The sequence below is a fragment of the Bradyrhizobium japonicum USDA 6 genome (genome assembly GCF_000284375.1).
In the GTDB taxonomy this organism is placed as follows: Bacteria; Pseudomonadota; Alphaproteobacteria; order Rhizobiales; family Xanthobacteraceae; genus Bradyrhizobium; species Bradyrhizobium japonicum.
Map to the genome: position 1 here is coordinate 8,619,255 of NC_017249.1, position 14,396 is coordinate 8,633,650.

Here is a 14,396-nt window from a genome sequence, read left to right on the forward strand (position 1 = left end):
ATTTCAGACATGACGCAAGTCGACCACAACCGCATGGCCAACGCGATCCGTGGCCTCTCGATGGACGCTGTCGAGAAGGCGAAATCGGGCCATCCCGGCCTGCCGATGGGCGCCGCCGACGTCGCCACGGTGCTGTTCACGCAATTCCTGAAATTCGACGCCGCAGTCACCGACTGGCCCGACCGCGACCGCTTCGTGCTCTCGGCCGGTCATGGTTCGATGCTGCTCTATTCGCTGCTGTATCTGACCGGCAATGCCGGCATGACGCTGGATCAGCTCAAGCAGTTCCGCCAGCTCGGCGGCTTGACCCCGGGGCATCCCGAGAACTTCCACACCAAGGGCATCGAGACCACCACCGGTCCGCTCGGCCAGGGCATCTCGACCGCGGTCGGCATGGCGCTCGCCGAGAAGATGCTGGCCGCCGAGTTCGGCAAGAAGATCGTCGACCACCACACCTACGTGCTCGCCTCCGACGGCGACCTGATGGAAGGCGTGTCGCAGGAAGCGATCGCGATGGCCGGGCACTGGAAGCTCGGCAAGCTGATCGTGCTCTACGACGACAACGGCATCTCGATCGACGGGCCGACCTCGATCTCCGATTCCGTCGACCAGGTGAAGCGCTTCAAGTCCGCGGGCTGGGCCGCCGAAAAGATCGACGGCCATGACCAGGCCGCCATTGCTGCAGCGATCACCCGCGCGCAAAAATCCAACAAGCCGACGCTGATCGCCTGCCGCACCACCATCGGCTTCGGCGCGCCGCACAAGGCCGGCACCGCGAAGGCGCATGGCGAGGCGCTCGGCGCCGACGAGCTCAAGGCCGCCAAGGAAAATCTCGGCATCTCGCTCGAGCCGTTCTCGGTGCCGGATGACGTGCTGAAGGCCTGGCGCGCAGCCGGCAGCCGCGGCGCGGCGGCACGGCAGGAATGGGAAGCACGGCTCGGTGAGCTCGGCAGCCGCAAGCGCGCCGAGTTCGAGCGCCGTCTGCGCCACGAGCGTCCGGCCTCGCTCGCGAAGGCGGTGCGCGCGTACAAGAAGGAGCTGCTGGAAAAGCCGATGACTGCGGCGACCCGCAAATCCTCGGAAGCGGTGATCGAAGTCATCGCCGGCGCGATGCCGATGGAATTCCTCGCCGGCTCCGCCGACCTCACCGGCTCCAACAACAACAAGGCGAAGTCGGCCACAGCTTTCTCCGCCAAGACGCCGAAGGGCCGCTTCATCCATTACGGCATCCGCGAGCACGGCATGGCGGCCGCGATGAACGGCATCTTCCTGCATGGCGGCTTCGCGCCGAACGGCGCGACCTTCCTGGTGTTCACCGATTATGCGCGTCCCGCGATGCGCCTTGCCGCGTTGATGGGCGCCGGCGTCGTCTACGTGATGACGCACGATTCCATCGGCCTCGGCGAGGACGGCCCGACCCACCAGCCGGTCGAGCATCTCGCCGCACTTCGCGCCATTCCGAACATGCGCGTGTTCCGCCCCGCCGACTCGATCGAGGTCGCCGAGTGCTGGGAGCTTGCGCTCAATCGTATCGACGGCCCGACCGTGCTGGCGTTGACGCGGCAGAACCTGCCGCAGCTCCGCACCAATGCGCCGAACGACAATCCCTGCGCGGCGGGCGCCTACGAGCTGGTCGCCGCCCAGGGCGAAGCCAAGGCGACGCTGTTCGCTTCCGGCTCCGAGGTCGAGATCGCGGTCGCCGCCCAGAAGCAGCTCGCCGAGCGCGGCATCGCGTCACGGGTGGTCTCGGTGCCCTCGCTCGAGCTTTTGTTAGCGCAACCAGAAGCCAAGCGCGCCGAGATCATCGGCAACGCACCGGTGAAGGTCGCGATCGAGGCCGCAGTGCGCTGGGGCTGGGATGCCGTGATCGGCCAGGATGGCGATTTTATCGGCATGCATTCGTTCGGTGCGAGCGCGCCGGCGAAGGATCTTTACAAGCATTTCGGCATTACCGCCGAGGCTGCGGTTAACGCTGTGCTGAAGCGCGTTAGCTGAGAGTTGAGCTTGCCAAAAAAAAGGACTACGTAACGTCTCATATGATCAAGCACCGCCCGGCCGAACCGGGCGTCCGCCCCTAAAAAACCCTCGCAGGCGCGTAGAGCGCGTTGTGCGGGATGATTAGGCTTATCGAACCCGTCATTGAACGGTCATAAGGAGATGAAACATGGCAGTCCGCGTTGGAATTAACGGTTTTGGCCGCATCGGCCGCAACATCCTGCGTGCTATTGCCGAGTCCGGCCGCAAGGACATCGAGGTCGTCGGCATCAACGACCTCGGCCCGGTCGAGACCAACGCGCATCTCCTTCGCTTCGACAGCGTCCATGGCCGCTTCCCCGGCACCGTGACCGTCGATGGCGACTCGATCAGCCTCGGCGGCAGCAAGATCAAGGTGACCGCCGAGCGCGATCCCTCGAAGCTGCCCTGGAAGGATCTCGGCGTCGACATCGCGATGGAATGCACCGGCATCTTCACCTCGAAGGACAAGGCGTCCGCGCATCTCACCGCCGGCGCCAAGCGCGTGCTGGTCTCCGCGCCCGCCGACGGCGCCGACGCCACCATCGTCTACGGCGTCAACCATGACACCTTGACCAAGGATCATCTGGTCGTCTCCAACGGTTCCTGCACCACCAACTGCCTTGCGCCGGTCGCCAAGGTGCTGAACGACCTGGTCGGCATCGAGACCGGCTTCATGACCACGATCCACGCCTACACCGGCGACCAGCCCACGCTCGACACCATGCACAAGGATCTCTATCGCGGCCGTGCGGCTGCGATGTCGATGATCCCGACCTCGACCGGCGCCGCCAAGGCGATCGGCCTCGTGCTGCCCGAGCTGAAGGGCAAGCTCGACGGCGTCGCGATCCGCGTGCCGACCCCGAACGTCTCGGTCGTCGACCTCAAGATCATCGCCAAGCGCGCCACCGACGCCAAGGAAATCAACGCGGCGATGAAGCGCGCCTCCGAGCAGCAGCTCAAGGGCATCCTCGGCTACACCACCGCGCCGAACGTCTCGATCGACTTCAACCATGATCCGCACTCCTCGACCTTCCATGAGGACCAGACCAAGGTGCAGAACGGCACGCTGGTGCGCGTGATGTCCTGGTACGACAACGAGTGGGGCTTCTCGAACCGCATGGCGGACACCGCCGTCGCGTTCGCGAAGGTGATCTAACGCCGCTCTCGTGTCCCGGACGCGATGCAGCGTGAAACGCTGCGTCGCAGATCCGGGACGCATGTCCCTCCAGCGTAGGTCCCGGTTCTGCACAGCGGCACTCCGCGCCGCTATGCGCCCGGGACAAGAGAGTGTCCGATGACCAACAAATTCCGCACCCTCGACGACGTCGATGTGAAGGGCAAGCGCGTGCTGCTGCGCGTCGATCTCAACGTGCCCATGGACAACGGGCGCGTCACCGACGCGACCCGGCTCGAGCGCGTCGCGCCGACCATCACCGAAATCTCGGACAAGGGCGGCAAGGTCATCCTGCTCGCGCATTTCGGCCGGCCGAAGGGACGCGACCCCAAGGAGTCGCTCAAACCGGTTGCCGAAGCGCTGTCGAAAGTCGTGAACAGGCCCGTCGCCTTCGCCGACGACTGTGTCGGCGAGCCCGCAGCCACGGCCGTGGCGGCGTTGAAGGACGGCGACATCCTGTGCCTGGAAAACACCCGCTTCCACAAGGAAGAGGAAAAGAACGATCCCGCCTTCGTCGCGGAGTTGGCAAAACTCGGCGACATCTGGGTCAATGACGCCTTCTCGGCCGCGCACCGCGCCCATGCCACGACCGAAGGCCTCGGCCACAAGCTGCCGGCCTATGCTGGCCGCACCATGCAGGCCGAGCTCGTCGCGCTGGAGAAGGCGCTGGGCTCGCCGACCAAGCCCGTCATCGCGATCATCGGCGGTGCCAAGGTCTCGACCAAGATCGATCTGCTCGAAAACCTCGTGACCAAGGTCGATGCGCTCGTGATCGGCGGCGGCATGGCCAACACCTTCCTGCACGCCCAGGGCGTCGCGGTCGGCAAGTCGCTGGCCGAGAAGGATCTCGCCGCGACTGCGATCCGCATCATGGAGAAGGCGGAAGCCGCCAATTGCGCGATCATCCTGCCGGTGGACGCCACCGTCGCCTATCATTTCGCGGCGAACGCGCCCTCGCATGCCTACGGGCTCGATGCGATCCCCGCCGACGGCATGATCCTCGACGTCGGCCCGCAGTCGATCGCGCGCGTCCACGCGGCGATCGACGACGCCGCCACGCTGGTCTGGAACGGACCGCTCGGCGCCTTCGAGATGCAGCCGTTCGACCGCGGCACCGTGTCGGCCGCCAAGCATGCCGCCGAGCGCACCAAGGCCAAGAAGCTGATCTCGATCGCGGGCGGCGGCGACACGGTCGCGGCCCTCAACCAGGCCCACGTGGCCGGTCAATTCACCTACGTCTCGACCGCCGGTGGCGCATTTCTTGAATGGATGGAAGGCAAGCCCCTTCCCGGCGTCGAAGTTCTGCGCACCAAGTAATCAGTCGGCCTTTTAAGTCGGCCTTGCAGGCCCAAACCGGAGAAAAAGACAGATGGCTCGGATCACGTTACGTCAATTGCTCGACCATGCAGCGGAGAACGATTACGGCGTACCGGCCTTCAACATCAACAACATGGAGCAGGCGCTGGCGATCATGGACGCGGCCAACACGGTTGACGCGCCCGTCATCATCCAGGCCTCGCGCGGTGCGCGCTCCTACGCCAACGACATCATGCTCAAGCACATGATGGACGCGGTGACCGAGATCTATCCGCACATTCCGGTCTGCGTGCATCTCGACCACGGCAACGAGGCCGCGACCTGCATGACCGCGATCCAGGCCGGCTTCACCTCGGTGATGATGGACGGCTCGCTCAAGGCCGACGGCAAGACCCCGGCGACTGGAACTACAATGTCGGCGTCACCAAGACCGTGACCGACATGGCCCATCTCGGCGGCATCTCGGTCGAGGGTGAGCTCGGCGTGCTCGGCTCGCTCGAGACCGGCATGGGCGACAAGGAAGACGGCCACGGCGCCGAAGGCAAGCTGAGCCACGACCAGCTGCTGACCAATCCGGACGAGGCCGTGAAGTTCGTCCAGGAGACCAAGGTCGACGCGCTCGCGATCGCGATGGGGACCTCGCACGGCGCCTACAAATTCACCCGCAAGCCTGACGGCGACATCCTCGCCATGAACGTGATCGAGGAGATCCACCGCAAGCTGCCGAACACGCATCTGGTGATGCACGGCTCCTCCTCGGTGCCGCAGGACCTCCAGGACATCATCAACGAGTTCGGCGGCAAGATGAAGCCGACCTGGGGTGTGCCGGTCGCCGAGATCCAGCGCGGCATCAAGAACGGCGTGCGCAAGATAAACATCGACACCGACAACCGCATGGCGATGACCGGCCAGATCCGCAAGGTGTTCAAGGAGCACCCGGAAGAGTTCGATCCGCGCAAGTACCTGAAGCCCGCCATGGAAGCCATGACCAAGCTGTGCAAGCAGCGGCTCCAGGAGTTCAATACCGCAGGCCAGGCCTCCAAGTTCAAGAAGGTCCTGACCCCCGCCGAGATGGCCAAGCGCTACGCCAAGGGCGAGCTGGATCCCCGCGTCGCGTAGCGATCGCGGTGGCGTAAGCCCCTCAGGCCCATTCCCGGGTCGCTCCGGGACACGCGAAGCGTGGGCCCGGAATCCATAACCACAGCCTGGGGTTATGGATTCCGGGCCTGCGCCTTTCGGCGCATCCCGGAATGACAGAAAGCCCCTTTACCCTGCGACGAACGTTAACTCGGCAATTGCCCGAGAACGGTCTATTTTCACAGGCAAGGGCAGAATCGTTTTGGGAGGACCTCTCGATGAATCTGACTGAGCTCAACAGGATCGCGACCGCCATGGTCGCGCCCGGCAAGGGCATCCTTGCCGCCGACGAATCCTCCGGCACCATCAAGAAGCGCTTTGACGCGATCGGGGTGGAATCGACGGAATCAAATCGCCGCGACTATCGCGAGATGCTGTTCCGCTCCAGGGAGGCCATGAGCCAGTACATCTCCGGCGTGATCCTCTATGACGAGACGATCTGGCAGGATGCGAAGGACGGCACGCCCCTGGTCAAGCTGATCGAACAGAGCGGCGCCATCCCAGGCATCAAGGTCGACGAGGGCACGCAAGCCCTGCCGATGTGTCCGGGCGAGCTCGTCACCGTCGGGCTCGACAAGCTCGCCGAACGCCTGAGGAAATATTACGAGCGCGGCGCGCGCTTCGCCAAATGGCGCGCGGTGATCGATATCGGCAGCGGCATTCCCTCGATGACCGCGATCGGCGTCAACGCCCATGCGCTGGCTCGCTACGCAGCGCTGTGCCAGGCCGCGCAGATCGTGCCGATCGTCGAGCCTGAGGTGCTGATGGACGGCGATCACGACATCGACCGCTGCTATGAGGTGACGACCCGCGTGCTCAACAAGACCTTCCAGGAATTGCGCGTGCAGCGCGTTGCGCTCGAAGGCATGGTGCTGAAGCCGAACATGGCGATCTCCGGCAAGAAATGCGCGAAGCAGGCCTCCGTCGAGGAAGTCGCGGAGAAGACAATTCGGCTGCTGAAGGCCTGCGTGCCCGCGGCCGTGCCCGGCATCGCCTTCCTCTCCGGCGGCCAGTCGGACGAAGAGGCGACGGCGCATCTCAACGCCATGCACAAGCTCGGGCCGCTGCCCTGGGGCCTGACCTTCTCCTACGGCCGCGCGCTGCAGGCCGCGCCGCAGAAGGCCTGGTCCGGCAAGGCCGAGAATGTCGCAGCCGGCCAAAATGCATTCAGCCATCGCGCCCGGATGAATGGTCTGGCGTCCAAGGGCGAATGGCAAAGCAGCCTGGAAAAGAAAGCAGCCTAGATCTTGTCGAACAAATCGCCTCCGCCGCGCCCGGCGCCGCGCCTCTATCTCGCGACGCCTGCCGTCGATGATCCCGCTGCGTTCGTCGCCGAGCTACCGGGCCTGCTCGCTGCCGCCGACATCGCGGCCGTGCTGCTGCGGCTGAAGGAGACCGACCAGCGCACCATGATCACGCGCATCAAGGCGCTGGCCCCGCCGGTCCAGAAGGCGGGCGCCGCGCTGCTCGTTGAAGGTCATGCCGAACTGGTCGCACGTGGCGGCGCCGACGGCGCGCACCTACCCGGCATCGCCGCGCTGAAAGAGGCGCTGCCATCGCTCAAGCCCGATCGCATCGCCGGCGTCGGCGGGCTGACGACGCGACACCATTCCATGGATGCGGGTGAGATGGGCGCGGACTATGTGCTGTTCGGCGAGCCTGATGCAAAGGGCCAACGCCCGTCGTCCCAGGCGATCGCCGAGCGACTGGACTGGTGGGCCGAGCTGTTCGAGCCGCCCTGCGTCGGCTTTGCCACCTCGCTCGAAGAGGCGCACGACTTCGCCGCCAGCGGCGCCGATTTCGTGCTGGTCGGCGATTTCGTCTGGTCCGACCCGCGCGGTCCCAAGGCCGCGCTGATCGAGGTCGACGCTGCGATCAAGAAGGCCCATGCGGCTGCGCTTGTTGGTCAAGATCCTGCGGGCCAGGAGCACGGCTAGCGCCCGACATGAAGTTCCCGCGCATCACCATCCTGGCCACGCTGCTGCTGACGGCGCCCGCGGCCGCGCAGCTCCAGATCACGCCGCCGGTAACAACGCCGGGCGCCGTGCCTGAGAAACAGAAGCCCAAGCCGCCCCCGGCCGCCAAGAAGAAGGAGGCCGCGCCGGCGCCAAAACCTTCGGCCTCGCCCAAGCCGGCCGCTTCGCCCAAGCCGGCGCTGCCCGCAACCGTGATCCCCGCACCGGCCGCCGACAATCCCAATGTCGATCTGGTGTTCGGCGCCTATCAGCGCGGCCAGTACAAGACGGCGTTCGATCTCGCCACCGCCCGCGCACAGGCGGGCGATCCCAAGGCGATGACCATGCTCGGCGAGCTCTATTCCAACGCCATGGGCATCCGCCGCGACTACGCCAAGGCGCTGGAATGGTACAAGCGCGCCGCCGATGCCGGCGACCGCGAGGCGATGTTCGCGCTCGCCATGCTGCGAATTTCCGGCCGCGGCGGCTCGGTCGACAAAGGCGAGGCCGTGAAGCTGATGGCTTCCGCCGCCAAGCTCGGCGAGCCCAAGGCGGCCTATAACCTCGCGCTGCTCTACCTCGACGGCCAGACCCTGCCGCAGGACGTCAAGCGGTCCGCCGAGCTGCTGCGTCAGGCCGCCGACGCCGGCCTGCCCGAGGCGCAATACGCGCTGGCGACCTTCTACAAGGAAGGCACCGGCGTGCCGAAGGACCCGGAACGCGCGGTGCGCCTGCTCCAGGCGGCTTCACTGGCAGACAATGTCGATGCCGAGGTCGAATATGCCATCGCCATGTTCAACGGCACCGGCACGCCGAAGAACCAGCCGGCCGCCGTCGCGTTGCTCCGCAAGGCCTCCCGCCAGGGCAGCGCGATCGCGCAGAACCGCCTTGCCTGGGTGCTGATCAACGGCATGGGCACGTCCGTAGACAAGGTCGAGGGCTTTAAATGGCACCTGGTGGCGAAAACCGCCGGCAAGGGCGATCCGGAGCTCGACAAGCAATTGTCCGACCTGCCGGCCGAGGACCGGGGCAAGGCCGAGGCCGCCGCCAAAAAATGGCTCGGGACCAAATGACTTGACGCAAACGCCCTCGCAGGGCACCCCATCCTTCAAACAGGCGCGATTTCGCGCCATTTCCCCCGATCAAGACCAGAGCACATGCTGTATTCCGCCACTATCAACGTCATGGTCAAGGCCGCGCGCCGCGCCGGCCGCAGCCTCAAGCGCGATCTCGGCGAGATCGAGCATCTCCAGGTCTCGCTGAAGGGGCCGGCCAATTTCGTCTCGCTGGCCGACAAGCGCGCCGAGGAGATCCTCTATCAGGACCTCGCCAAGGCCCGTCCCGGCTACGGCTTCATCGGCGAGGAAGGCGGCACCCGCGAGGGCACCGACAAGAGCCACACCTGGATCGTCGACCCGCTCGACGGCACCACCAACTTCCTGCACGGCATCCCGCAATTCGCGATCTCGATCGGCCTCGTGCGCGAGGGCACGATCATTGCGGGCGTGATCTACAACCCCGCCAATGACGAGCTCTACATCGCCGAGCGCGGCAAGGGCGCCTTCCTCAACGACCAGCGCCTGCGCGTGGCCGGCCGCCGCCAGCTCAACGAATGCGTGGTGGCCTGCGGCCTGCCCCATATCGGCCGCGGCGACCACGAGGAATTCCGCCGCGAGATGACCGCGATCCAGGACCGCGTCGCGGGCCTGCGCCGTTTCGGCGCCGCCTCCCTCGACCTGGCCTTCGTCGCCGCCGGCCGCCTCGACGGCTACTGGGAGCGCAACCTGCAATCCTGGGACATCGCCGCCGGCATGATCATGGTGCGCGAGGCAGGCGGCACGGTAAGCGACATCGCAACGCCGGGCGACGCGCTGGTCACGGGCGACGTCGTGTGCGGCAATGAGTTCGTGCACGGCGAGCTGGTGAAGATCTTGCGGAAGTAGGCGTCCGACGGCTCGACCTGCAACGATTAAGAGTCGTCTTCGTCGGATTCCTCGTCCCGATATTCACCGCCAATGGTCAGGCCCTCGATCGTCGTGGCGCCTTTCGGCTTGATCACCCGGCGAAGCGGGACCGAACTCTCGCTTCGCAATGCCTCCATCAACTGCTTCGAGTGGGTGACAATCCAGATGTCCGCGCGGCGTGACGCCTTGGCGATCAGCCGGGCCAATGGCGCGAGCAGCGACGGATGCAGGCTGGTCTCCGGTTCGTTCAGCGCGATGAAGGGCGGCAGCCGATAGCCCATGAATACCGCGAGCAGGCAGATATATTTCAGCGTTCCATCGGACAATTCGTGGGCCTTGAACGGCCGCGGCATATCCGCCAGTTGCAAATCAAATTCGCACCAACCATTTTCTTCCCATGCGCGGAGCTCAGCGCCCGGGAATGCATCCTGGATCGCGTCCTGCAAGTCGATGGCATCTTCCCGAATGAAATAAAGTGTTGCCAGGGCCGCGGCCAAATCGCTTCCGTCGGCGCTGAGCGAGGGCGTCGTGATCGCCAGGCAAGGCTTTCGTATCGGTGATGCCGGATCGGTGCGAAAGTCGTGGTAGAAGCGCCAGCCCAGCATTGCGTTTCTGATCAAATCGATTTCGGGGCATTCCTTGCCATCGGAAAAGCCCGCGAGCGCCGTCTCGGACGGCAGCACCGCGTCCTTGTGGCTGCTCCATGCGCCGCTCTCGCCGCGGATGCTGACGAGCGAATTCTTCCGTTCCATCAGTTGAATCGTTCGTTTGCCCTGTGCCGTCTCGATACTTTCGGTCTTGATCATCGGCTCGCTGGAAAACGCCGCCTCAAGCGGGCCAGGAAATCCGATCTCAATGGAATATTTGATACGGTCGAATTTGGCCGACAACCGCAGTCGCCCATCTTCGCCGCGTTTGCGGATGCCGGACCAGCAGACTGAATTCAATCCGCCTTCGTCGGCGATCGTGCGCGTGATCCGCCCGCTTGCCGCATCGCGCAAGAGCGACAAGGACTTGTAGAGATTGGATTTGCCGACACCATTCTCGCCCACAAACACGGACAGGGGGTGGATTGGTATGGAGAGCCGCCGAATGGAGCGATAGTTCGAGATCGCAATTTCGGTCGGACGCATCACATGCTCTCAATCGGCAGGTGTGCATTGGCGGCGTAGCGCGAACACACCTGCTTTCAATCCAGGGATGCAGTCTGGATCGACGCTCCCGCGAAAGCAAGCCGAACGCCTTCTTGACGTCGCGCGACGTGGAGGCCGCTAAATCGCGGCCTCCGGTCTCGCGTCATACCCAGCCGATTACCACGCCACCCATTTGCGGCCGTGCCAATAGCCGCGGCCCTCGTGCTCGCGGAAGGCAAACTTTTCGCGCGGGCCCCAGTGCCAATTGTCCTCATGGACGACTACGCCCGCTTCGTGAGGAAAGTCGTAGGCCTCATGCGTGTGCCAGCAGGTGTGGCCCTTACACACGATCGCCGCCGACGCGGTGAAGGTCGACATCATCAGCACGCCGGTGCCGACAGCGGCTGCGGCAAGGATCTTCTTCAACATTTGGACGTCATCTCCGTGGAACCCCTAACCCCGCGGGCAAACAGATTTGCCGACGTCCGGTTCCATGAGAGAACGTGAAGGTTTCGTAAGGATCGGAGTGCGCCTTAGCCTATGGCTTCACCCGCGCCGGCGGGCCGTACGCTTCGCTTTCCTTCGCGGCCTTCGGCTCCCGATCCCCCGCCAGCACGCGCTGCACCGAGACGAAGAACACCGGCACCATCAGCAGCGCCAGGATCACCACCGCGATCATGCCGCCCATCACGATGCTGCCGAGCGCCTGCTGGCTGGCGCCGCCAGCGCCGTGCGCAATCGCCATCGGCAGCACGCCGCAGATGAAGGCAAGGCCGGTCATCAGGATCGGGCGGAAGCGCAGGCGGCAGGCCTCGATGGTGGCGTCCACCAGCGGCTTGCCCTCTTTGCGCAGATCCTTGGCGAACTCGATGATCAGGATCGCGTCCTTTGCGGCGAGGCCGATGATGGTGATCAGGCCGACGGTGAAATAGACGTCGTTGGGCAGGCTGCGCAGCATCGCCGCGGCCACCGCGCCGACGATGCCGAGCGGGACCGTGAGCAGCACCGCGAGCGGAATGGTCCAGCTCTCGTAGAGCGCGGCAAGACACAGGAACACCACGAACACCGACAGCGCCAGCAGGAACGGCGCCTGGGAGCCCGACAGTTTCTCCTGGAGCGACTGTCCGGTCCATTCATAGCCGAAGCCGCGCGGCAGTCTGCCGGCGAGCCGCTCCATCTCGGCGATCGCGTCGCCCGAGGTGAAGCCGGGCCTGGCTTCGCCGGAGATGCGCACAGCGGGATAATAATTGAAGCCCGCGATCTGCGTCGGGCCGCGCGCCCATTCGACCGTGGCGAAGGAGGAGAACGGCACGAGCTGGCCACGGCTGTTCTTGACGTTGTAGTTGAGGATGTCCTCGGTCCGCATACGGTCGCGGGCATCCGCCTGCACCACCACGCGCTGCATGCGGCCGCGGTTCGGGAAGTCGTTGATGTAGTTCGAGCCGAGATTGGTCGAGATCGTGTTGTTGATGTCCTCGAAGGTGACGCCGAAGGCGCCGGCCTTCTCGCGGTCGATCACGAGATTGACCACGCCGGCTTCGGGCAGGCCCTCGATATAGACCTTCTGAAGCACGGGGCTGGCATTGGCCTCCGCGATCAGCTGGTCGGCGGCGCGCATCAATGCCGGATAGCCTTTCTGGCCGCGGTCCTGGAGGCGGAACGAGAAGCCCGAGGAATTGCCGAGATTGTCGATTGGCGGCGGCTGGAGCGCGGAGATCTTTGCATCGCGGATCGACGACGACAGATCGCGGTTGATGTCGTTGACGATCGCGGCGGCGGAGTCCTTTGGCCCGCGCTCCGACCAGTCCTTCAGCGTGATGAAGGCCTGCGCGGTGTTCATGCCCTGGCCGGAGAAGCTGAAGCCGGTGAGGAAGGTGACATCCTTCACACCCGGGCGCTCGGCGAGATATTTCTCGACCTTCTCGATGACGGCCTCGGTGCGGGGATACGACGAATCCGACGGCGTCTGCACGTCGGTGGTGACGAAGCCCTGGTCGTCGATCGGCAGGAAGCCGCCGGGCAGGCTGACGAAGGCCCAGGAGAGACCAACCAGCAGCGCGACATAGACCAGCATCAGGCGGCCGGTCCGCTTCAGCGAGAAGCCGACGGTGCGGGAATAGCCCTCCTTGCCGCCTTCGAGCATGCGGTTGAACCAGCCGAACACGCCCCGCTTCGCATGGCCGTGGCCGGCCGCAACGGGCTTGAGCAGGGTCGCGCACAGCGCCGGCGTCAGTGACAGCGCGAGGAAGGCGGAGAAGCCGATCGCGGCGACCATGGTCACCGAGAACTGGCGGTAGATGATGCCGACCGAGCCGGGGAAGAACGCCATCGGCACGAACACGGCCATCAGCACCAGCGTGATGCCGATGATGGCGCCCGATATCTGCGACATCGCCTTCCGCGTCGCTTCCTTCGGCGGCAGGCCCTCCTCGGACATGATGCGTTCGACGTTCTCGACCACGACGATGGCATCGTCGACGAGGATGCCGACCGCGAGCACCATGCCGAACATCGAGAGCATGTTGATGGAATAGCCGGCGAGCAGCAGCGTGGTGCACGCGCCCAGCAGCGCCACGGGCACCACGATCGTCGGGATGATGGTGTAGCGGATGTTCTGCAGGAACAGGAACATCACCACGAACACCAGCACCACGGCCTCGACCAGCGTGGTCAGCACCTTCTTGATCGAGGCCTCGACCACGGGCGTGATGTTGTAGGGGATCTCGTAGGAGATGTTGGCCGGGAAGAAGCGCGACAGCTCCTTCATCTTCTCCTCGACCGCGCTCGCGGTCGCCAGCGCGTTGCCGGTCGGCGACATCAGCACGGAGAGGCCCGCGGTCGGCTTGCCGTTCAGGCGCGTGTTGAACTGGTAGCTGAGGCCGCCGACCTCGATGCGCGCGACGTCGCGCAGCCGCACGGTCGAACCGTCGGCATTGGCGCGCAGGATGATGGAACCGAATTCGTCCGGGGACGAGAGCTGGCCCTTGACCAGCACCAGCGAGGAGGTGCGCTGGCTCGCGGTCGACGGCTCGGCGCCGATGCTGCCCGAAGCGACCTGTGCGTTCTGCGCGGCGATCGCCTTGTTGACGTCGTCCGCGGTCAGCCCGTAGCCGACGAGCTTCGCCGGATCGACCCAGACGCGCAAGCTGCGTTCGGTCGAATAAAGCGTGGCGCGGCCGACGCCGGGGATGCGGCGGATCTCGCCGAGCACGTTGCGGATCATGAAGTCGCCGAGGCCGACTTCGTCGAGGCTGCCGTCGGTCGAGTTCAGCGTGATGATCTGGAGCACGGCGCTCGAGGCTTCCTCGATCAGGATGCCCTGCTGGATCACCGCGCGCGGCAGCCGCGCTTCGACGCGCTTGATGCGGTTCTGCACCTCGACGGAGGCGGCGCTGGTATCGGTGCCCGGCTGGAAATTGGCGATGATCTCGACCTGGCCGAGCGAGTCGCTGGTCGATTCGAAATTGAGGATGCCGGAGGCGCCGTTGAGCTCCTCCTCGATCAGCCGGGTGACGCTGTTGTAGAGGTTTTCGGGCGAGGCGCCGGGATAGCTGGTCGAGATCGAGATCGAGGGCGGCGCGATGATCGGATATTGTGCGATCGGCAGCAGCGGGACCGCGATCGCGCCGATCAAGCAGATGAACAGCGCGACCACCCAGGCGAAGATCGGCCTGTCGATGAAGAAACTCGCCATGGCGCG

At 65.1% G+C, this 14,396-nt stretch carries 10 protein-coding genes and 1 pseudogene; 8 read left to right on the plus strand and 3 right to left on the minus strand.

Annotated features, from left to right (window positions below):
• Window positions 1-9 precede the first annotated feature (9 nt).
• From tkt to BJ6T_RS39740, 8 genes and pseudogenes are all read left to right on the plus strand, one after another.
• Window positions 10-1,995 carry a transketolase gene (gene tkt / locus BJ6T_RS39705; protein ID WP_014498143.1) on the plus strand — a complete coding sequence of 662 codons (1,986 nt, stop codon included), beginning with the start codon at window positions 10-12 and terminating at the stop codon, window positions 1,993-1,995.
• A 169-nt stretch (window positions 1,996-2,164) separates the two neighbouring features.
• Window positions 2,165-3,172 carry a type I glyceraldehyde-3-phosphate dehydrogenase gene (gene gap / locus BJ6T_RS39710; RefSeq protein ID WP_014498144.1) on the plus strand — a complete coding sequence of 336 codons (1,008 nt, stop codon included), beginning with the start codon at window positions 2,165-2,167 and terminating at the stop codon, window positions 3,170-3,172.
• 138 nt (window positions 3,173-3,310) lie between these two features.
• Window positions 3,311-4,507: a phosphoglycerate kinase gene (locus BJ6T_RS39715; RefSeq protein ID WP_014498145.1), complete on the plus strand. Its 1,197-nt coding sequence runs from the start codon at window positions 3,311-3,313 to the stop codon at window positions 4,505-4,507.
• Between the two features lie 52 nt (window positions 4,508-4,559).
• Window positions 4,560-5,626, plus strand: a pseudogene (gene fba / locus BJ6T_RS39720) (class II fructose-bisphosphate aldolase).
• A 236-nt stretch (window positions 5,627-5,862) separates the two neighbouring features.
• Window positions 5,863-6,888: a class I fructose-bisphosphate aldolase gene (locus BJ6T_RS39725; RefSeq protein WP_014498148.1), complete on the plus strand. Its 1,026-nt coding sequence runs from the start codon at window positions 5,863-5,865 to the stop codon at window positions 6,886-6,888.
• Window positions 6,889-6,891: 3 nt separating this feature from the next.
• The gene (locus BJ6T_RS39730; RefSeq protein ID WP_014498149.1) at window positions 6,892-7,581 is read left to right on the plus strand and encodes a thiamine phosphate synthase; all 690 of its coding nucleotides are present in this window, start codon (window positions 6,892-6,894) and stop codon (window positions 7,579-7,581) included.
• Between the two features lie 8 nt (window positions 7,582-7,589).
• Window positions 7,590-8,672 carry a tetratricopeptide repeat protein gene (locus BJ6T_RS39735; protein WP_014498150.1) on the plus strand — a complete coding sequence of 361 codons (1,083 nt, stop codon included), beginning with the start codon at window positions 7,590-7,592 and terminating at the stop codon, window positions 8,670-8,672.
• An 84-nt stretch (window positions 8,673-8,756) separates the two neighbouring features.
• On the plus strand, window positions 8,757-9,542 hold the full coding sequence (locus BJ6T_RS39740) for an inositol monophosphatase family protein (protein ID WP_014498151.1): 786 nt from the start codon (window positions 8,757-8,759) through the stop codon (window positions 9,540-9,542).
• A gap of 26 nt (window positions 9,543-9,568) precedes the next feature.
• On the opposite strand, the gene BJ6T_RS39745 is transcribed toward BJ6T_RS39740, so the two are convergent.
• The 3 genes from BJ6T_RS39745 to BJ6T_RS39755 form a co-directional block, all read right to left on the minus strand.
• Window positions 9,569-10,696, minus strand: a complete 1,128-nt coding sequence (locus BJ6T_RS39745) for an AAA family ATPase (RefSeq protein WP_014498152.1) — start codon at window positions 10,694-10,696, stop codon at window positions 9,569-9,571.
• A 177-nt stretch (window positions 10,697-10,873) separates the two neighbouring features.
• Window positions 10,874-11,125 carry a hypothetical protein gene (locus BJ6T_RS39750; RefSeq protein ID WP_014498153.1) on the minus strand — a complete coding sequence of 84 codons (252 nt, stop codon included), beginning with the start codon at window positions 11,123-11,125 and terminating at the stop codon, window positions 10,874-10,876.
• Window positions 11,126-11,234: 109 nt separating this feature from the next.
• On the minus strand, window positions 11,235-14,390 hold the full coding sequence (locus BJ6T_RS39755) for a multidrug efflux RND transporter permease subunit (RefSeq protein ID WP_014498154.1): 3,156 nt from the start codon (window positions 14,388-14,390) through the stop codon (window positions 11,235-11,237).
• Window positions 14,391-14,396: the final 6 nt, after the last annotated feature.